We start from the raw sequence: 19728 nt of genomic DNA, 5'->3' as shown, positions 1-19728 counted from the left end.
GCCCGCTCCCGCCCCGCCCGGGTGCCCGCCCCGGTCCGGGGACCGGGGCGGCGTCGTCGGCCGACGCCGCTCCCGGCTCCTTCGTGGCGGCTACTTCACGACCAGTGCGGTCCATGCCTTGACCCACTGCTCACGGTTCTTGGCGATGGTCTCCGGTGCCACGTTCTCCGGCTTGTCGACCACCACGCCGTGCTTGGTGAACAGCTCCGGCAGCGCGGCGTCCTTGGTCACGGGGTTCACGAACATCTGGAGCGGCATGTCCTCCTGGAACTTCTTGCTGATCAGGAAGTCCACGAGGGCCTTGCCACCCTCCTCGTTCTTCGCGCCCTTGAGCAGGCCCGCGAACTCGGTCTGGCGGAAGCAGGTGCCGGTGGCGACGCCTGTGGGGGCCTCGGCCGGCTGCGGCTCGCCGTACAGCACCTCGACCGGCGGGCTGGAGGCGTAGGAGACGACCAGGGGGCGGTCGCCCTTGGCCTTCTTACCGCCCGCGGATCCGGAGAAGCGCTCGTTGTAGGCCTGCTCCCAGCCGTCGACGACCTCGACGCCGTTGGCCTTCAGCTTGCTCCAGTAGTCCTGCCAGCCCTCCTCGCCGTACTTGCCGACGGAGGCGAGCATGAATCCGAGGCCGGGAGAGGACGTCGCGGCGTTTTCGACCACCAGCAGGTTCTTGTACTCGGGCTTGGTCAGGTCGTCGAGCGTCTGCGGCGGGGCGATCTTCTTGTCGGCGAAGTAGGCCTTGTCGTAGTTGACGCAGATGTCGCCGGTGTCGACCGGGGTGACCCGGTGCTCGCTGTCGAGCACGTACTCGGGCTTCACGTCGGCCAGGCCCTTGGCCTCGTACGGGGTGAAGATGCCGTTGTCGAGGGCACGCGAGAGCAGGGTGTTGTCGACGCCGAAGAAGACGTCGCCGCGGGGGGAGCCCTTGGTGAGGATCTCCTGGTTCAGGGCGGCGCCGGCGTCACCGGACTTCAGCACCTTGACGGTGTAACCGCTCTGCTGCTCGAACTCCTTGAGGACCGACTCGGTCACGTTGAAGGAGTCGTGGGAGACGAGCGTGACGGTCTTGGACTTCGGGGCGTCGCTGGTGCCCGCGGCCTTGTCCTTGGCGTCGCCGCCGCCGCAGGCGCTGAGCGTGGTGACGCCCAGCGCGGCCGCGAGCGCAGCGCCCGCGATCTTCCTGGTGGTGCTCACTGGTGATTCCTCCTGGGATGACCAGGAGAAGACGCGGCCCTGCCCGGCGCTCTGTGGGAGCGGACGCCGGGCAGGGCGCAACAGCTTGAGTGGTGACCGAACTTCCTACCCCGAATGACCGGGGCGAGGTTCAGAGGGTCTGCGGATGACGGATACCGCACTCTCAGCGCTGTGGCGCTCCCCTGTCGGAATATGCAATTGGTTCGGCCACAGGGTACCTCGTGGCCGAATGGGACCGGTCAGAAGCGGACGTCAGCGCTCCGAAGCGGCCAGCTGGCCGCACGCGCCGTCGATCTCCTGGCCCCGGGTGTCCCGTACGGTCACGGGCACGCCGTGGCGGGCGATGGCCTCCACGAAAGCCTTCTCGTCCTCGGGCCGCGAGGCGGTCCACTTGGATCCGGGGGTCGGGTTCAGCGGGATCAGGTTGACGTGCACGCGCTTGCCCTTGAGCAGCCGTCCCAGGAGGTCGCCGCGCCAGGCCTGGTCGTTGATGTCGCGGATCAGGGCGTACTCGATCGAGATCCGGCGGCTGGACTTCTCGGCGTACTCCCAGGCCGCGTCGAGGACCTCGCGGACCTTCCAGCGGGTGTTCACCGGGACCAGGGTGTCGCGCAGCTCGTCGTCCGGCGCGTGCAGCGAGACCGCGAGGCGGCACTTGAAGCCCTCGTCGGCGAACCGCAGCATGGCCGGGACCAGGCCGACCGTGGAGACCGTGATGCCGCGCTGGGACAGACCGAGGCCGTCGGGCTCCGGGTCCGTGAGCCGGCGGATGGCGCCGACGACGCGGTTGTAGTTGGCCAGGGGCTCGCCCATGCCCATGAAGACGATGTTCGACAGCCGGGCGGGGCCGCCGGGCACCTCGCCGTCGCGCAGGGCGCGCATGCCGTCGACGATCTGGTGCACGATCTCGGCGGTGGAGAGGTTGCGGTCCAGACCAGCCTGGCCGGTGGCACAGAACGGACAGTTCATGCCGCAGCCGGCCTGCGAGGAGATGCACATGGTGACCCGGTCGGGATAGCGCATCAGCACGGACTCGACGAGTGTGCCGTCGTGCAGCTTCCACAGGGTCTTGCGGGTGGTGTCGTCGTCGCAGCTGATGTGCCGGATGACGCTCATCAGGTCCGGGAGGAGCTCCTGCTGGAGCTTGGTCCGGGAGCCGGCGGGGATGTCCGTCCACTCGGCGGGGTCGTGCGCGTAGCGGGCGAAGTAGTGCTGGGAGAGCTGCTTGGCCCGGAAGGGCTTCTCGCCGATGGCGGCGACCGCTTCGCGGCGCTCGGCCGGGGTCATGTCGGCGAGGTGCCGGGGCGGCTTCTTGGCCCCGCGGGGAGCGACGAAGGTGAGCTCACCCGGAGCGGGACGGGGGGCCATGCGGTACTCCTCAGTACGACGGGGTGGGGGTCACCCCGCGCGTGCAGGGCCGGTCCGCGGCTCGGCCGCTGGACGGAAAGGGCGCGCCGCGTACACGCGGCGCGCCCTCCAGGATAACCCGACCGGGACCGGTCAGCCGGTGCCGACGAAAGCAGCCAGCAGCAGCCACACCACCGGTGCGGTGGGCAGCAGCGAGTCCAGCCGGTCCATGATGCCGCCGTGCCCCGGCAGCAGGGTGCCCATGTCCTTGATGCCAAGGTCCCTCTTGATCATCGACTCGCCCAGGTCTCCCAGGGTGGCGCTGACCGCGACCGCGAGGCCGAGCAGCAGGCCCTGCCACCAGGCTCCGCCGTCGATCAGGAACTCCATGCAGAGCGCGCCGGCGGCCATGGCGAAGGCCACCGCGCCGAACAGTCCCTCGCGGGTCTTCCCGGGGCTGATGCGCGGCGCGAGCTTGGTCTTCCCGAAGCGCCAGCCGACCGCGTAGGCCCCGGTGTCGCTGACCACGGTCAGGAGCAGGAAGGTGATCACGCGCTGCGGCCCGTCGTCTGCGGTGAGCAGCATCGCGACGAAGGTGGCCAGGAAGGGCACGTAGAAGGCCGCGAAGGCGCCCGCCGTGACGTCCTTGAGGTAGTCCTCGGGGGGGTCGGTCATCCGCCAGACCAGGACGGCCAGCACGGTCAGCGCCATGGCCACCCAGGCGCCCTCGGCCCCCCGGACGTATCCGGCGATGACCATGGCCGCGCCGCCGACGGCGAGCGGGACCAGAGGGGCCTTGATGCCCTTCTTCTCCTGCAGCCGGGAGGTGAGCTCCCACAGGCCGACGACGACCGCGACGACGATCACGCCGACGAAGACGGCCTTGACGATCAGGAGCGAGGCGAAGATCACCGCACCGAGACCGACGCCCACCCCTATCGCGGCACGCAGATCCCGCCCCGCGCGCTTCTTCTGCGGCGGAGGGGAGGAGTCCTGCGGGTGCTCGGCATGCGGAGGCGGGGGGCTGGGCATGGGCTCCTGCGGCGGCGTATCGGCGCGGAAGGGGGAGCCGCCGTCCAGGGCGGCCCCCCGACCGCGTGCTTCCCGGTCGTCGAAGTCACGGCCGGCGGCATCGGGCACGATGGGCATGGGCCGAGTGTGCGGGCCCACCTGCGCATCGTATGCGGGACCCGCCGGAACCGGCTCCGGCTGCCAGGAAGAGTCGTTCATCAGACTTCGAGGAGCTCGGCTTCCTTGTGCTTGAGGAGCTCGTCCACCTGCGCGACGTACTTCGCGGTGGTGTCGTCGAGCTCCTTCTCCGCGCGACGGACCTCGTCCTCGCCCGCCTCCTTGTCCTTGACGAGCTTGTCGAGGGCGTCCTTCGCCTTGCGGCGGACGGAGCGGATGGAGACCTTGGAGTCCTCGGCCTTGTTCTTGGCGACCTTGATGTACTCCTTGCGGCGCTCCCCGGTCAGCTCGGGGAAGGTCACCCGGATGATGCGGCCGTCGTTGCTCGGGTTGACACCGAGGTCGGAGTCGCGGATGGCCTGCTCGATGTTGCGCAGCGCGGACGCGTCGAACGGCGTCACGATGGCCATGCGCGGCTCGGGAACCGCGAAGGAGGCGAGCTGGTTGATGGGCGTGATGGCGCCGTAGTAGTCGGCGACGATCTTGTTGAACATCGCCGGGTGCGCACGGCCGGTGCGGATCGCGGCGAAGTCCTCCTTCGCGACGACGACGGCCTTCTCCATCTTCTCCTCGGCCTCGAGGAGGATTTCTTCGATCACCACGTGCTCCTGCATGTCTTGAATGGATGGTTCAGGCGGGCGGGCGGGCCGGTTCGGGCCGCCCGGACCAGCAGCGAACTGCTCAGGCCCGGGGCTCTTCGTCGCTGACGAGCGTGCCGATCTTCTCACCCTTGACGGCGCGGGCGATATTGCCCTCGGCGAGCAGCTCGAAGACGAGGATGGGCAGCTTGTTGTCACGGCAGAGGGTGATCGCGGTGGCGTCGGCGACCTTGAGGTCGCGCGAGAGGACCTCGCCGTACTCCAGCGCGTCGAACTTCACCGCGTCCGGGTTCTTCTTCGGGTCGGAGTCGTAGACCCCGTCGACGCCGTTCTTACCCATGAGGAGGGCCTCGGCATCGATCTCCAGGGCGCGCTGGGCGGCCGTGGTGTCGGTGGAGAAGTAGGGCATGCCCATGCCGGCGCCGAAGATGACGACACGGCCCTTCTCCAGGTGGCGCACGGCGCGCAGCGGGATGTACGGCTCCGCGACCTGACCCATGGTGATGGCGGTCTGAACGCGGGAGTCGATGCCCTCCTTCTCCAGGAAGTCCTGGAGCGCGAGGCAGTTCATGACCGTGCCGAGCATGCCCATGTAGTCGGACCGGGCCCGGTCCATGCCGCGCTGCTGGAGCTCGGCGCCTCGGAAGAAATTGCCGCCGCCGATCACGACGGCGATCTCCGCGCCGTCGCGGACCACCGCGGCGATCTCACGCGCGATGGCGTGGACGACGTCGGGGTCGACGCCCAGTCCTCCGCCACCGGAGAAGGCCTCGCCCGACAGCTTCAGCATGAAGCGGCGGCCCTTCTTGAACTGGTCGCTCTTGTCGTCGGATGCGGTGTGGGGGTCCACGCCCTGATTCATGGAGATCTCCTCGTGCACATACGAAGAAGGCCATTGCCGGTGGGTCCTCGCGGTTCCCTCTACGGCAATGGCCTCCTCGTCAGATCTGCGGTCGTCTCGCGCAAGCGCGGACGACTGCTTCAGACCCTACCGGGGTCCGGTGTCCGTCGCGTACGGACGGACTCAGATGCCGACCTTGATGCGGGTGAAGCGCTTCAGGGTGACACCGGCCTCGTCCAGAACCTTCTGGACGGACTTCTTGTTGTCCAGGGCGTAGGCCTGGCCGAGCAGCGTGGCGTCCTTGAAGAAGCCGTTGACGCGACCCTCGACGATCTTCGCGATGGCAGCCTCGGGCTTGCCCTCCGCGCGGGTGACCTCTTCGGCGATGCGACGCTCGGACTCGACCTTGTCGGCCGGGACGTCCTCGGCGGACAGCCACTGCGGGGCGAACGCGGCGATGTGCTGCGCGATGCCGCGGGCGACCTCGGCGTTCTCCTTGTCGAGCTCGACCAGGACGCCGATCTGGAACGGCAGGTCGGGCATCGTGCGGTGCATGTACGCGGTCACGTAGCCGCCGGTGAACTGCGCGAAGCGGTCCAGGACGATCTTCTCGCCGAGGTTGGCGTTGGCCTCGTCGACGAAAGCGGTGACGGTCTTGCCGGGCTCGATCTCGGAGGCGAGCAGCGCCTCGATGTCGGCCGGGGAGGTCGCGGCGACGTGCGCGGCCAGCTGGTTGGCGACGGCCAGGAACTTCTCGCCCTTGGCGACGAAGTCGGTCTCGCACTTCAGCTCGACGATGACACCCGAGGTGTTGTCGTCGGCGATGAGGGAGACGACGGCACCGTTCTCGGCAGAACGGCCCTCGCGCTTGGCGACGCCCTTCTGGCCCTTGATGCGGAGGGCTTCCTGGGCCTTCTCGACGTCACCGTCGGCGTCCACGAGCGCGTTCTTGCAGTCCAGCATGCCGGCGCCGGTGAGCTCGCGGAGCTTCTTGACGTCAGCGGCGGTGTAGTTCGCCATGAGTCTGTGATTCTCTCTCGAAGTCGTAGATCTACGGGTGAACGGCGGAGGCGCCGCGCTCGTGGCGCGGCTCCCCCGCCGTCATCGTCCGTGCTGTGAGTGCCCGACGCGTGAACGCCGGGCGCTCGCAGTGGGTCAGGCCTGCTCGGCGTCGGCGGCCGGGGCCTCGGCAGCCGGGGCCTCGGCGGCCGGGGCGGCCTCAGCGGCGTCGTCGGCCTTCTTGTCACCCTCGAGCAGGTCGCGCTCCCACTCGGCGAGCGGCTCGGCGGCGGCCTTCTCGCCCGGCTTCGAGTCGCCGGTCGCAGCGCCGGAACGGGCGATGAGGCCCTCGGCGACGGCGTCGGCGATCACGCGGGTGAGCAGGGTGACGGAACGGATCGCGTCGTCGTTGCCCGGGATCTTGTAGTCGACCTCGTCGGGGTCGCAGTTGGTGTCGAGGATCGCGACGACCGGGATGTGCAGCTTGCGCGCCTCACCGACGGCGATGTGCTCCTTCTTGGTGTCGACGATCCAGACGGCGCTGGGAACCTTCGACATCTCGCGGATACCACCGAGGGTCTTCTCCAGCTTGGCCTTCTCGCGCGAGAGGACCAGGAGCTCCTTCTTGGTGAGACCCGAGGCGGCGACGTCCTCGAAGTCGATCGCCTCAAGCTCCTTCAGGCGCTGGAGGCGCTTGTAGACGGTGGAGAAGTTGGTGAGCATGCCACCCAGCCAGCGCTGGTTGACGTACGGCATGCCGACGCGCGTCGCCTGCTCGGCGATGGCCTCCTGGGCCTGCTTCTTGGTACCGACGAACATGATGGAGCCGCCGTGCGCGACGGTCTCCTTCACGAACTCGTAGGCGCGGTCGATGTACGACAGCGACTGCAGCAGGTCGATGATGTAGATGCCGTTGCGCTCCGTGAAGATGAAGCGCTTCATCTTCGGGTTCCAACGGCGGGTCTGGTGACCGAAGTGGACGCCGCTCTCCAGCAGCTCCCGCATCGTGACGACGGCCATGGCCATCTCCTTGGTTTCTCGGTTTGGTTCCTGACGCCCCACCGCGCCCTGCCCCCTTGAGGGGACCGAGAGACGCTGTCACCTGGCCGTTTCGGGCTGGTGCCGGGGCGTGCGAAGTCGACCCGGTGACCCGGATCGCCACAAGAAGTGTACGGGACCCGGCGGTATGCCGGGTGACGCCGTTGTCCACAGTGCCCGGACCGTCCACAGGCCGACCCGCCGCCCGGGCGGGTTGCGGGACGCTGCGGTGCATGACGACCCTGCTGCTCAGCCTGCTCCTGGCCCTGTCCCCGCTCCCGCCGGCCGCCCCCGCGGCCCGCCCGCTGCCCGCGCCGCTGTCGGTGCTGCGCTGGTGGGATCCGCCGCCGACCCCGTACGCGGCCGGCCACCGCGGGGTGGACCTGGCGGCCCCGGTGGGTGCGCGGCTGCGGGCGGTCACCGCCGGCCGGGTCCACCACGCGGGACAGGTCGCGGGCCGCGGGGTGCTCTCGCTGGCGTTGCCGGGCGGCCTGCGCACGACCTACGAGCCGGTCCGGCCGCTGGTCGCGGAGGGTGAGCAGGTCACGGCCGGGCAGGTGGTGGCGGTCCTTACGGAAGGGTCCCACTGTCCTGGGCCGTGCCTGCACTGGGGCCTGCTGGCGGGCGAGGTCTACCTCAACCCGCTGACGCTGCTGTCCCGGCCCACGCCACGCCTGCTACCGGGAGCGGCTCAGCCCCGGACGCCCCGCAGGGCGATGGCCAGGGCCGTCTCCGTGATGACCTCGGGATCCTCGGCGGCGCCCAGCTCGATGCGGCGCACGGCCGCGTCCACGACCCCCTGGAGCAGCATCGCGGCCAGCCTCGGCTGCTCCTGTCCCAGGGCGGCCAGCGCCTCGACGATCATCGCGATCAGCCCGCCGTGCGCGGCGCGGATCTTCTCCCGGGCTCCGGCGTCCAGCTCGCTGGCCGAGATCGCCACGACCGCCCGGTGCCGGCGGTCCCCCACCAGGCCCAGCTGGCTGCGCACGTAGGCCTCGACCTTCGCCTCCGGCGTGCCGGCCCGCTCCATCGCCGCCTCGATCTCGGCGGCCCACACGGGGAAGTCCACGGCGCACAGCTCTTCGACCACGGCCGCGCGGGAGCGGAAGTACTCGTACACGGAGGACCGGGCGAGCCCGGTCCGCTCCGCCAGGGCGGGGAAGGTCAGTGCCTCCGTACCGCCTTCGGACAGCAGGGAACGCGCGGCGTCCAAGAGGGCGCCGCGCTGCATCGACCGGTGCTCGGCCACGGAGGCCGCTCGAATCCTGGGCACACGTCCACTCTACGGAGGTACGGCGGGCTCACCGCCCCACATCCGCCAACTTCGCGCGCAGTTGCAGCACGGACTTGGTGTGGATCTGGCTGACCCGGCTCTCGGTGACGCCCAGCACGTTGCCGATCTCGGCCAGGGTGAGTCCCTCGTAGTAGTAGAGGGTCACCACGGTCTTCTCCCGCTCGGGCAGCGTGTTGACGGCCCGTGCCAGCAGGCGCCGCAATTCGCGGTCCTCGGCCACTTCGACCGGGTCGTCGGCGGCGGTGTCCTCCAGCGTGTCCATGAGCGAGAGGCGGTCGCCTCCCTCCCCGCCGACGTGCAGCAGTTCCTCCAGGGCCACCACGTTCGCCAGGGACAGCTGGCTGAAGACGGCGTGGAGGTCCTCCACACCGATCCCCATCTCCCCGGCGACCTCGGCCTCCGTCGGGGTGCGCCGCAGCTGGGCCTCCAGCGTGGCGTAGGCCCGCTCCACGGCCCGCGCCTTCTGTCGTACCGAGCGGGGGATCCAGTCCAGTGCCCGCAGTTCGTCGATCATCGCGCCGCGGATCCGAGTGATCGCGTACGTCTCGAACTTGATCGAGCGGTCGATGTCGAACTTCTCGATGGCGTCGATCAGCCCGAAGACCCCGGAGGAGACGAAGTCGGCCTGCTCCACGTTGGCCGGCAGGCCCACGCTGACGCGGCCGGCCACGTACTTCACCAGGGGCGAGTAGTGCAGGATCAGCTGCTCCCGCAGTCGTTCGTCACCCGAGTCCTTGTACGAGCGCCACAGCCCCTCCAAGGACGAGGGCGCGGTGGACCGCACGCTGCCGCGGGCAGCGGGGGGCACCGCAGCGCGGTCGGACCCTGAGGTGTGCTGGGGCATGCGTCGCCTTTGCCGGAGCCGGATTCCTTGGGAGCGTAGCGTGACGGAATAGTCGCGGTGCGCGAAGAGTACGGGATGGCGCGGGGGCCGGAGGGCGGCCCGGCTCGCGCGGGCGCCCCGGGACCGGCGCCTCGCGCACGGTCCCGGCGACCGCCACCGGGAGGACCGCGTCTGTCATCGCTTTCACTCTTTCACCGGAAGTGCCCAGGTCAACGAGCGCCTCGCCGTGGGACCGCGGATTGTGTGCCCTCTCCAGCGGTTCGTCCGGCCAACCGCCAGCCGTCGCCCTGCCGTTCGACGAACCCCAGAGAGTGAAGTTCGTACAGTCTGCCGATGACTTCATCGGTGCCGACGCCCGCGGCGAGTGCCAGCTCGGCCGCGGCCGCCGCGCGGCCGGCCGGGAGCGCTTCGAGCACGCGGGCCGTGTCCCGGTCCAGCAGGTCGCGGGCAAGCACCGGGCCGCGCCGATCAGGCGCCAGCTCCCCCATGGAGCCGACGAGTTCGACGACCTCCGCTGCGTCGGTGACCAGCAGGCCCTCTCCCCTCAGCAGCTCGTGCACACCGGCCGAGAGCCCGCTGGTGGCGGGTCCGGGGACACCCATGGTGAACCGCCCGAGCCGCTGGGCCCGCCGGGCGGTCACCAACGAACCGCTGCGGTGTGCGGCCTCCACCACGACGGTGCCGCGGGTGAGGGCGGCGATGACCCGGTTACGCAGGACGAACCGGCTGGGCGTGGGGTGGCTGCCGGGCGGCAACTCCCCCACGACCAGACCCTGGCCGGCGATCCGGCCGAGGAGCCCGCTGTGCCCGCGGGGATAGGCGACGTCCACCCCGCAGGCGAGCACCGCCGCCGTCGCGCCGCCGGAGGCGAGGGCTCCGCGGTGGGCGGCGCCGTCGATGCCGAAGGCCGCGCCGGAGACCACGACCCAGCCCCGCTCGGCGAGCCCGGCGGCCAGCGTCTGCGCCATGTGCGCGCCGTACGGGGTGCAGGCCCTGGCCCCGACCACGGCCACCGAACGCAGCGCCCAGGTGCGCAGGTTCGGCCGGCCCCGCAGCCACAGCCCGACGGGCCTTTCGTCCCCCAGGTCGTCCAACTGCGTCGGCCACTCCGCCGCACCGGGGAACACGAAGCGGGCCCCTGCCCGGGCGGCCAGCTCCAGGTCCCGCCGGGGGTCGGCCAGCGCCGCGCGCCTGCGGTATGCCGCGAGCCGCTGCGGACCCACCCCGGACGGCGGATGCCCCCACTGCGCCTCCGGCCCCGTCAGCAGCCGGAGCAGCCCCGCCGCGCCGTGCTCCCGGATCCAGCGCCCGCCGTGCGCGTCCCCGGGCTCCAGCACTCGGGTCAGCGCCGCGCGGGCCAGCGACTCCTCCTCGGTGCCGGTCATGTTCCGGCCCCCGTCAGCGACATGGCCCCGCGGGAGATGCCGGTGCGCAGTTCCAGCGCCACGGCCACGTCCGGCGCCTCGGGCCGGTCCCGCCCCCGCAGGTCGGCGACGGTCCAGGCGACCCGCAGGACCCGGTCCAGCCCGCGTGCGGTCAGCAGCCCCCGCTCCAGCTCCCGCTCGGCCTGCGCCGGCGCCCCCGGGGCAGCCCGCCAACGGGTCCTCAACTCGGTGCCGGGCACTTCCGAGTTGAGCCGCCACGGGGTGCCGGCGAGGCGGGCCCCGGCGCGCTCCCGGGCTTCCCGCACCCGGTCGGCGACCGACTCGCTGGACTCCCCCCGGCCGCCCCGCCCCAGCAGGTCGCCGCGGGTCACCGGCTCGACCTCCACCCGCAGGTCGACGCGGTCCAGCAACGGGCCGGACAGCCGGGCCTGGTAGCGCCGGACCGCCGAGGGCGGGCACTCGCAACCCGCTCCCTGCCGGGTGTGCCTCCCGCACGGGCAGGGATTCGCCGCGAGCACCATCAGGAACCTGGCGGGCAGCCGTACCACGCCGGCGGCGCGCGCGACGACCACGTGCCCCGACTCCAGGGGCTGGCGCAGCGCATCCAGGGCCTTGCCGGGGAACTCCGCGGCCTCGTCCAGTTTTCCGGCCTGTGGGAGTGCTGTTCGCGATGTCCGTGGAGGGCGGTGACCTGGGACGTCCCGACCTCGTTTGCCGACCGATGTCGTGATGTTCGCGATGTCAGCACAGTCGGCATGGAGGACACGTGGCACAGAGACTGTCAATGGGGCGGCTCAGGGTGCAGAAGGTGCAGCACCGGGACGGGAGCCGCTCGTACACCATCTTCGACTCGACGAGCGGGCTGCATCCGGCAGCGGAGCGGTACCTCGCCCCGTACGCGGGCAGGGGCTCGGACCGGACGTACGCGTATCTGCTCGTCGATCACCTGCGGTGGCTGGAGTATGAGGGGCTGACGCCCGAGGCCGTGGGCTTCCGGGACCTCCAGCGGTACATGAAGGCGGTCGGGGCAGAGGTCCCGATGCCGTACGGATCGCCGTGGCGGGTGGGCAAGCGCCCGTATCAGAACGATGCTCTGCGCGGTGCCGCAGCGTGTCTGAAGGGCTTCTACCTCAAGCAGGCCGAGCTGGGCATCAACGCGGCACTCGCCGAGGCCCTGGACCTGGAACGGCTGCCCACCCAGCGCGACAAGGACCGCGCGATGCTGGGGCACCTCACGCGGAGCATGGACGCGAACCCGCTTGCACCGAAGGAACTGCGACGCCGGCACAAGAAGATGCTCCCGGACGGGGGCCGCGAGGTCCTGCTGGAGGAGGTGAACTCGGCCCGCGACCGCATGACCGTGGAGTGGCTGAGCGACGGGGGCCTGCGCATCGGAGAGTTCTGCGGCCTCCACCTCGCCGATCTGCACCTGCGCGAGAACGCCGCCTGCGGCGAGTGCCGCACCCCTCACCTGCACGTCTGCCACCGCGACGGCCTGGTCACCGACGCCCGTGCGAAGACGAAGTGGCCCTGGGAGTTCGACGACGGAGTGATCCGGGGCGGGCTGATCAAGCGGGTCAGCCCGGCGATGATCCACTCGTACTTCGACTACATGATGAGCGAGTACCCGCGCGCCGCCGCGCACGGCATGCTGCTGGTTCAGCAGCACGGGCCCGCCAAGGGACTGCCCTGGGCCCCCGAGGGCGCCCGCAAGATGCTCAAGCGGGCCGGCTTCCGCGCCGGGCTGGGGCTGATCCGCCCGCACATGTTCCGCCACACCTGGGCGAACGCCGTCTTGGACGCCGCAGACGGCAACCTGATCATCGTCCGGGACGCCGGCGGCTGGGCCTCGACCCAGACGGTCGAGGACATCTACGCACACGTCGATGTCAACGACCCCGCCTTCAACTCGGCCCTGCTGACGGCATGGGGTGAGATGCAGTGAACGAGACCCTGCTGCCGCTGCACACCGTCACCGACCCGGCCCAGCGCCGGGAGACCCGTGACCGCCTGGAGCTGCTGACCGCCCTGCTCGGCGGCCCGCACGTCGAGCAGATCTTCCGCGAGGCACTGATCCACGTCCCCGCCGACCACCCGGTCTTCGGATGGCGATGCCGGGTGGAGGACTGCCCTCACTCCCGCACCAACGCCCGCGATCTGTGCCACCCCCACAAGATGGAGTGGGACCGCGGCCGCCAGGCCAACCCGCAGCTGACGCGCCGCGAGTTCCTGCGCGACGCGAAGCCCGCGAAGTTCTTCGACCGGTCGGGCGAGCCCCCAGCCTGCCGGGTCTGCCGGGTCCGTCCGGCCCGCCACCACGGACTCGAGCTGTGTCTGGCCCACAACGGCCGGTGGAAGAAGGCTTCCGCCACGGACCCGGACCTGGTCTTCGAGGACTGGCTCGCGACGCAGACCGAGCCGTTCCACAGCTACGGCAACTGCATCGTCATCTCTTGTCAGTCCCTGTCCAGCAGCCCCCTCGGGCTCTGCTATGTCCATGAGACCCGCTACGAGGCGGAGGGCCGGCCCGGTCACGCCATGCGGCCTCCGAGGTGGTTCAACCGCTACGAGAAGGTCGGCCGGCCCGTCCCGATCCTCTACGCGGACAAGGCCGCGTTCCTGCGCTGGTGCAAGACCACGCACCCGGTCTCGCGGGTCGGCACGATCAATCTCCAGGGGCTGCCGCCGCTGGTGAGGGCCGAGTTCCAGTGGACGCTGTTCGCCCACACCCAGCGGGGCGCCCACACCTACTGGCCGACCTGGTGGGTTCAGCAGCTGGTCAACGTGGTCCGTGAACGCCGCGTCGGCTCGCTGACCGAGATGGCCGCAGAACGCAGCCAGCTGGACTCCCGCAAGCGGTTCATCCTCCACGAGGCCCTCACCGAATTGCGGATCATCTACTTCACCACGGAGGAGACGAAGGAGGCCGGCTACATCGAGACCGAGCATTTCGGCGTCAAGTTCCCTCAGCGGCACAGCAATTGGGACCTCACGGACGTCCCTCAACGATGGTTGCGCGACCTGCTCTGGGAACACCTCGCCGACCGGCTGCGATCCGCGAAGGGGCCGCGCAGCACCGGCCCGCTCGACAACGACCGGCGGGCCTGCGTCGAGCTGGGCGCCTTCCTGGAGATCACAGCCCCCGAGCGCGGGCACGATCCGCGGCTGCTGGACGCGGAGCACATGGAACGGTTCGTCGCCGACCACAACCGGCGGATCCGGGAGAACCTGCCCGCCCTGGGCGTCCGCAGCCACAAGGGCAAGCCGAGCACGGTCACCGAGAACACCGGTCGCTTCATCTTCAACCACGCTCGGGCGATCTTGCGCTTCGCCCTGGACACCGGACGGGCCGAGGAGATCGGACTCTCGAGGAAGTTCATCGTCGCGCTGCCCACCGGCCGCACCCCCACCATCAAGGCCCGGCGCCCGTTTCCCGACCCGGTCGCCCGGGCCCTGGCCGACCAGACGAACCTTCAGATGCTGGCGGATGGCTACGACCCCAACAACCACGGGCTCCGCGACGCCTGGGAAGCCCTGGTGTTCACCGGCCGCCGCGCGAACGAGGTGCTGAAGCTGAGGCTGGACTGCATCGCGATCCACCGCCGCGTCCCGTTCCTCTGGCACGACCAGACCAAGGTCGGCAACCTCGACGAGGCGATCCGCATCCCCGAGACGCTCTACCTGCGGCTGCAGAAACGCCAGCAGATCACCCTCGAGCGATTCGAGGACCGCCACGGACGGCCGCCCACCGCCAAGGAACGGGCGGGCCTGGCCCTGTTCCCTTCCCGCAGCCGCAATCCGAAGGCCACAGTCTCGATTTCGTACACCTTCTTCCACACCGGCTTCAGCAGCTGGCTCGAAGATCTCGACATCGGCGCCTGGGTCCCTCACCAGGCACGTCACACGCTGGCCACCAATCTCCTCAAGCACGGCGCCGGCCTGCACCACATCAAGAAGTACCTCGGCCAGGTTTCTCAGCGGATGGCCGAGCACTACGCGAAGGTCGCCTCCTCGGAGATCGACGAGGTCCTGGAGCGGGTCTGGGTCGGCGGCCCGGGCTCGGCCAACCCGGGCAAGCTCCTCGTCTCCCCGGCCGAGGGCCTGACCAAAGCCGAGGCCGAGGCGATGGCCCTGGACCTGGCCCGCCGCAGCACACCGGCCGAAGGCGGCTTCTGCACTTTCCAGCCCGTGGTCCGTGGGGACGCTTGCCCCTGGAACCTCGACTGCCACAACTGCGACAAGTTCGTCATGTCCGGCGCCGACCTCCTCTACTGGCGTCGCAAGGCCGAACAGTGGCGAACCATGGCCGAACGCGCCCCCGACGACAAGACCGCCGACTACTTGCACGCCTACTTCGAACCCACCGCCCGCGCGATCGACGGACTGGAGAAGGCACTGGCCGGCCTCGGCCTGCTCGAAGACGCCCTCGCGCTGGACCTACGACGCCCTCAGGACTACTTCCACCGGCTCTGGAGCCTCGCCTTCAGGGCCAGCGACCTCGCCGACTCGCACGACGACACCAGCGACCTGCCGGAGATGACCGAATGACCTCGTCCGCCGTTCCCGCCACCCGCACCGCCCGAGCCCTGGAGGCCCGGCGACAGAAGACGGAAGCCGGCCTGGCCCGGATCAAGGACGTCCTGAACCAGATGATCAAGAGCAGGGCGCCGATCACGATGGCCGCAGTCGCGCGGGCCGCGGACGTCTCGCGAACCTTCCTCTACGAGCACGCCGACGCCCGAGCCCTGGTCGACGAGGCGATGAACCAGGCCGCCGGCAAGCGGGTCCAGGACCGGCAGACCGTCGAGGCCGAGCTCGAAGCGTCCTGGCGGGAGCGGGCCCTGAACACCGAGGCTGCCCTCAAAACCGCTCACGCCGAGATCCTCGCCCAACGCGACCAGATCGCCGGACTTCTCGGGCAGGTCCGGGACCTGCGGAGCGAATGGTCCCAGGAAGACATCGCCCGGATCATCACCGACAACGGAAACCTGAAGAAGCGTGTCCGCGAGCTGACGGCCGAGAGCAAGTCCCTGGCCGGGAAGCTGTCCGCCGCCCGCGACAACGTTCGCTTCGCCGACAAACGCATCTCCGACCTCGAAGTCCAGCTGGTCGACCGACCAGTGCCAGACGTGGACGGGCTCGCAGGCTGCAGGTAGAAAGCACGTGCTCCCACTCCGGCCACACGACCTCGCTGAGACGCCGCGACAGATCCCAAACGCCCCGGCGTGCGGCGAATTCCCTTAACCGGCACGGGCGTTGAGCCTATCCTTTAACGTCCAAGTTGCGGCGTTAAAGGATAGGCGTGGCATCGCAGCAGCCTCAGCCTCACGCCGGAGCAAGCAGATGGGAACCCTGAGCCGGCAGCATCGCTACTTGGACATTGCGAAGAACTTCATCCAGATCTCGCCGATCCTCACTAGTGGCGTAGATAACCTGACACCCACTGGCTGCCGCCCCCTCCAGTCGCCTAACGAAGGCAGCAAGACTTCTGCGATCGGTCTCCTGCTGGCGGGGTTCGTCGAGCATCAGCAGTTTGGCGTGACGGTTTCGTTGCGATGAAGTAGCCGCCTCGAAAAGGGACAGGTAGTAAGCCCACTTCGTTCGGATCATGTCCGAGGCGCTGATTCCCATCGATAGATCGAACGTTAGCTCCACCCCATCATTGACCGGGATGAGGGCTGATTCGTCGATCGACAAGTCGGAAGGAGGAACACTGCGTAGACCATAGTCCCGAACCTGCGCTTGGAAGCTGGAATTCATCCTTGAAACGATCTGCTGATCCGTCCGGCTAAGCGTTCCATCGCGCAGATCTGCCAGCCTGTCACGGACATCCTGCCAACGCTCGGCCAGTTCATCGAAGTACTCGTCAGCCTCGTCCGCCAGATCGAGCAAGCGCTGGGCTCTCTCGATGGAGGAGGTAAGGAGAATTTGCTGCTGGACTTGCGCTCGGCTCGGGACTGCTGAAGGACCAACTAGTTCATCTCGAAGTGCTCTAGCTTGCCGCATAGCTCCGTGCAGTGCGGCCTGAAGGGAACTCCGGTTTCGTTCGAGCCCTGCCCGGCGTCGTTCAGCACTCTGGGTCGCCGCGCGAACCGTTTCCCTCTCCGCTTCGATCTCCGCAATGGTTTGGTCAAGGTCGGCAGCGATTCCTGTTGCCGTTTCTCGCCCATCAAGTAGCTGGCCACAGGTCGGACAAACATCATTCGATACCGACGCGATACCCAGTGTGCTGCCAAGGCTGCGGAGTTTGCGGAGATCCGCGAGACGGTTCCGTTCCGCATCAAGACTGGCTGAGCGGGTGGCGAGAGCATCGGAATCGGTACGTGAGAGGTTCAACTGTTCGTCGATTAGCCGAATCCTGCCGCCGACGTCACGAATGGAATTTTCTGCAGCGGAAAGCTCTTCGCGGGCTTGATTTGTATGCTGTCCAGCCGGCTCGACACCGACACGTTCCAGGTCGCGTAGACGCTGGCGCCAGACGTCAATCTGCCGCTCCAGCAGGACCCACGATTCTTCCTCCATCACTTCGACAACACAGTGTTGGCGGCGTGCAGGAGTAACTGGACTGTCTTGATGCAGGAAGATTCGGCAGTTCAGACTTTTTGCTGCGTCACCGAGACGGTCGCTTGCCGATTGCCATCGCTTCTTGACGTCGTCTTCCTCAGTCTTCACCGCAGCCAGCGCGGTGAGTCGCTCCAAGGCAGACAGCCCGAGGACGTATTCGACGGAGCGCTTCAACACATCCCGGATCCCCAGGTATGTGGGCATGCGCGGGGCCACTCCAGACCAACCGGATTTCTGCTCCACATAGAACAGCGGGAAAAGAGCTTCGAGATATAGTGAAACTTCGGCCGAGTTGAACCCCGGGACGGTAGGGAGATCCCATCCCACGAATTCGGCCAACGCTCTATGGAAACCAAGCTCCCGCAAGGCAGCCCCGGGCTGCCGAACGAACATATCGACGCGGCTTGCCCTCTCGAGCTCCGCACGATTACTTCCCTGCCACGTCATGATTAGCGATGTGTCAATACCGTCACCGCGCACGAATCGCTTGCATCGCATGTAAGCACCTTGCTCATTGGCGATGGTCAGCGATACCCACGATTCGCGTACCGGCGAGCGTGTTCCATCCGGCCAATCTGCGAGCGTCAGGAGCGCCGGGCCAAACGGGGGCTTCCTACTCGAGGAGAACATCCCCTCGAGCCCTAGGGCGTAAATTACACCCTGCAGGAGGGTGGACTTACCGAAGCTATTAGGGGCCGCGATCACGTTCAACCCAGGCGCGAGGTTCGCCTCGTAGCGCAACATGCCGCGCTCGGTCCTTGACGAAATCTCTACACTGACAAGTCTAATTTTCACGCTCAAGCCCCCGATTCCCCGCGTCCAGCCGCCTTGACGATCCCTAGATTATCCCACATTCCCGAGGTCGTGATCGGTCTTAGCTGAGCCAGGAATCTCTTTTCTTCCTCTAGGAGTTCCTCATCGGAATTGAGTAGCGACAGGTATCTCTTCCCGAGCGACGTAAGCCCATACCGCACCTTCCCCTTCTGCTCAACAAGCCCATCAGCGTGAGCAATTTTGAGAGCATCTTCCAGCGGGGGAAAGAACTTTCGGAGAGGAGCCTTCTGCGGATCGCGGCTTCGCCATGTTGATAGGAACAGCTCGCTGCTGGCTCGTTCGCTGATTGCCCACAGAAGGCAGTTCAACTGCTCCACCGTCGCCGAGGTTCCTCTGCAACTCCCGAGAATCAGCACAATAGCAGTTACTCTCCACCCTGCTCGGCTCGTCGTAGGGACCGGGAGAGGGACACGATGCAACTCAACAGGTGTGAGAGGGTTACGATGCGGAAATTGCCTAAGCGTGACTAGGTCAGTCGACTGCTCTTCTTTATTAATGGACTCCAGAGGGATGCTGTCGGGAAGCGTCGACCACATTAAGCAGCCCTCCTGAAGCGCAGCGGGCAGCGGATGAGCCAGCTGGAGACTGCATGCCATGCAATCTCTTCACATAGGACGTTGGACAGACCGGGTGCGTCCTTTTTGAGACTCTCCGCCAATCGGCGAACCAGAGTTTCAATTACCTCGGTTCCGGGGCTTTCCATGGCAGAAACAGTCATCGTCAAGGTATTCAGGACAGACTTAAGCCTCCGCTCTACCGCTGCGTAAAGGGGCGGGTACTCAATCTTGAGTCGCTCCATCTGGGCTTGCCCTCGAAAGTAAACCCGAAGCATCCCGTCACGGTAGTCGGTAAGCCACTCTGGATCAGAGGCGAGAGAGGGCACGACAGAAAGTTTGGTAGCGACTCGGTCCGCTATCTCATTACCCTCGCCGAAGTTCCACAGCGTCTCATCTGGATCGGGAACGTCGAGGTGAAGTTCCGTCTCAACTTGCCCGACGAGGCGGGCACGCTCAGAAGCGAATTCCTCGTCAGTAATAACCAGCACCTTGAATTCGTCAGCCAACCACTTAGGGCGCGGCAGGATGGCTGACACGTCTTTCTTCTTCTTCTGCGCGTGCTCGACGAGCGATCGGCTGTCGAACTCGGGGGTCATGAGGACCCACGTATGCAAACGCACGTCTCCGAGAAGGCGGCAGGTGCCCTCGACATCGTCACAGAGGCGCTTAAGATCTTTTGTGATCTTGCGCTTCTGGGAGGTCGTCTGAGACTCCAGAGTGAAAGCGTCTTCCGGGACATAACACTGGTAGCCGACTCCGTCGAAGCGAAACGCCTCCAGGCCGCCGTCGCCGCCATCGCGGGCGGGAATGAACTGAATGTTCGAGTCGTAGCGCATCGACAGGAGGCGCCGACAGTAGGCCTCCCATTCGCCCCCGCTCCACTGCTCTCTGATCACTTGGGCACTCTAACTGCGCAACGGTGGGTGAATCCACGGGGTGACCACAGTCGATGCCGGCCCGCGAGCCTCGAGTCATCCACCCATCGAACGTACGAACGAACAGCCGAAAGAGTTGTACTAGCTCTGCTCCGTACGGATGACCCGCTGC

At 67.9% G+C, this 19728-nt stretch carries 17 protein-coding genes and 1 pseudogene; 4 read left to right on the top strand and 14 right to left on the bottom strand.

Annotated features, from left to right (window positions below; translation table 11 throughout):
- Nucleotides 1-90: 90 nt before the first annotated feature.
- The 7 genes from R4Z63_RS23865 to rpsB form a co-directional block, all read right to left on the bottom strand.
- Entirely contained in the window at nucleotides 91-1191 is a 1101-nt protein-coding gene (locus R4Z63_RS23865) for a thiamine ABC transporter substrate-binding protein (RefSeq protein ID WP_384449979.1), read from the bottom strand.
- A gap of 252 nt (nucleotides 1192-1443) precedes the next feature.
- Nucleotides 1444-2559: a dual-specificity RNA methyltransferase RlmN gene (gene rlmN, locus R4Z63_RS23860; RefSeq protein ID WP_037928391.1), complete on the bottom strand. Its 1116-nt coding sequence runs from the start codon at nucleotides 2557-2559 to the stop codon at nucleotides 1444-1446.
- Nucleotides 2560-2691: 132 nt separating this feature from the next.
- Nucleotides 2692-3768 carry a phosphatidate cytidylyltransferase gene (locus R4Z63_RS23855; RefSeq protein WP_384449983.1) on the bottom strand — a complete coding sequence of 359 codons (1077 nt, stop codon included), beginning with the start codon at nucleotides 3766-3768 and terminating at the stop codon, nucleotides 2692-2694.
- The gene (gene frr, locus R4Z63_RS23850; RefSeq protein ID WP_030028670.1) at nucleotides 3768-4325 is read right to left on the bottom strand and encodes a ribosome recycling factor; all 558 of its coding nucleotides are present in this window, start codon (nucleotides 4323-4325) and stop codon (nucleotides 3768-3770) included. Before frr ends, R4Z63_RS23855 begins: the two co-directional genes overlap by 1 nt.
- An 82-nt stretch (nucleotides 4326-4407) precedes the next feature.
- Nucleotides 4408-5187 carry a UMP kinase gene (gene pyrH, locus R4Z63_RS23845; protein ID WP_384449986.1) on the bottom strand — a complete coding sequence of 260 codons (780 nt, stop codon included), beginning with the start codon at nucleotides 5185-5187 and terminating at the stop codon, nucleotides 4408-4410.
- Between the two features lie 162 nt (nucleotides 5188-5349).
- Complete coding sequence (tsf, locus tag R4Z63_RS23840) at nucleotides 5350-6186, bottom strand: translation elongation factor Ts (protein ID WP_037928386.1); 837 nt, start codon at nucleotides 6184-6186, stop codon at nucleotides 5350-5352.
- A 135-nt stretch (nucleotides 6187-6321) separates the two neighbouring features.
- On the bottom strand, nucleotides 6322-7185 hold the full coding sequence (gene rpsB / locus R4Z63_RS23835; RefSeq protein WP_384449990.1) for a 30S ribosomal protein S2: 864 nt from the start codon (nucleotides 7183-7185) through the stop codon (nucleotides 6322-6324).
- Between the two features lie 251 nt (nucleotides 7186-7436).
- On the opposite strand from rpsB, the pseudogene R4Z63_RS23830 reads away from it, so the two are divergent.
- Nucleotides 7437-7835, top strand: a pseudogene (locus tag R4Z63_RS23830) (M23 family metallopeptidase); the annotation flags it as partial.
- A 59-nt stretch (nucleotides 7836-7894) separates the two neighbouring features.
- Here R4Z63_RS23830 and R4Z63_RS23825 read toward each other — a convergent pair.
- The 4 genes from R4Z63_RS23825 to R4Z63_RS23810 all read right to left on the bottom strand — a co-directional run bounded on the left by R4Z63_RS23825 (nucleotide 7895) and on the right by R4Z63_RS23810 (nucleotide 11499).
- Nucleotides 7895-8452, bottom strand: coding sequence for a TetR/AcrR family transcriptional regulator (locus tag R4Z63_RS23825; protein ID WP_037928381.1), 558 nt, complete (start codon nucleotides 8450-8452; stop codon nucleotides 7895-7897).
- A gap of 52 nt (nucleotides 8453-8504) precedes the next feature.
- The gene (whiG, locus tag R4Z63_RS23820; RefSeq protein ID WP_037928379.1) at nucleotides 8505-9341 is read right to left on the bottom strand and encodes an RNA polymerase sigma factor WhiG; all 837 of its coding nucleotides are present in this window, start codon (nucleotides 9339-9341) and stop codon (nucleotides 8505-8507) included.
- Nucleotides 9342-9550: 209 nt separating this feature from the next.
- Nucleotides 9551-10726 (bottom strand): DNA-processing protein DprA, encoded by a 1176-nt coding sequence (gene dprA, locus R4Z63_RS23815; protein ID WP_037928376.1) that lies wholly within the window; start codon nucleotides 10724-10726, stop codon nucleotides 9551-9553.
- Nucleotides 10723-11499: an ATP-binding protein gene (locus R4Z63_RS23810; protein WP_491522586.1), complete on the bottom strand. Its 777-nt coding sequence runs from the start codon at nucleotides 11497-11499 to the stop codon at nucleotides 10723-10725. The genes dprA and R4Z63_RS23810 overlap by 4 nt, the downstream gene beginning before the upstream one ends.
- Between R4Z63_RS23810 and R4Z63_RS23805 the strand changes: the two genes are divergently transcribed.
- The 3 genes from R4Z63_RS23805 to R4Z63_RS23795 are packed head-to-tail and all read left to right on the top strand — an operon-like array spanning nucleotide 11493 to nucleotide 15882.
- Entirely contained in the window at nucleotides 11493-12671 is a 1179-nt protein-coding gene (locus tag R4Z63_RS23805; protein WP_491522585.1) for a tyrosine-type recombinase/integrase, read from the top strand. The genes R4Z63_RS23810 and R4Z63_RS23805 overlap by 7 nt on opposite strands.
- On the top strand, nucleotides 12668-15274 hold the full coding sequence (locus tag R4Z63_RS23800; protein WP_491522584.1) for a tyrosine-type recombinase/integrase: 2607 nt from the start codon (nucleotides 12668-12670) through the stop codon (nucleotides 15272-15274). The genes R4Z63_RS23805 and R4Z63_RS23800 overlap by 4 nt, the downstream gene beginning before the upstream one ends.
- Nucleotides 15271-15882 carry a DUF6262 family protein gene (locus tag R4Z63_RS23795; protein ID WP_381432242.1) on the top strand — a complete coding sequence of 204 codons (612 nt, stop codon included), beginning with the start codon at nucleotides 15271-15273 and terminating at the stop codon, nucleotides 15880-15882. The genes R4Z63_RS23800 and R4Z63_RS23795 overlap by 4 nt, the downstream gene beginning before the upstream one ends.
- A gap of 169 nt (nucleotides 15883-16051) precedes the next feature.
- Here R4Z63_RS23795 and R4Z63_RS23790 read toward each other — a convergent pair whose 3' ends face one another.
- The 3 genes from R4Z63_RS23790 to R4Z63_RS23780 all read right to left on the bottom strand — a co-directional run bounded on the left by R4Z63_RS23790 (nucleotide 16052) and on the right by R4Z63_RS23780 (nucleotide 19577).
- Nucleotides 16052-18034 (bottom strand): ATP-binding protein, encoded by a 1983-nt coding sequence (locus tag R4Z63_RS23790; protein WP_491522583.1) that lies wholly within the window; start codon nucleotides 18032-18034, stop codon nucleotides 16052-16054.
- Nucleotides 18035-18087: 53 nt separating this feature from the next.
- Nucleotides 18088-18441: a hypothetical protein gene (locus R4Z63_RS23785; protein ID WP_381432245.1), complete on the bottom strand. Its 354-nt coding sequence runs from the start codon at nucleotides 18439-18441 to the stop codon at nucleotides 18088-18090.
- Between the two features lie 218 nt (nucleotides 18442-18659).
- Nucleotides 18660-19577 (bottom strand): hypothetical protein, encoded by a 918-nt coding sequence (locus R4Z63_RS23780; protein WP_085478682.1) that lies wholly within the window; start codon nucleotides 19575-19577, stop codon nucleotides 18660-18662.
- Nucleotides 19578-19728: the final 151 nt, after the last annotated feature.

The organism is Streptomyces sp. PL-29, from assembly GCF_058344425.1.
Note: the sequence above shows the minus strand (reverse complement) of the source record. Positions and strands in the feature narration are given on the sequence as shown.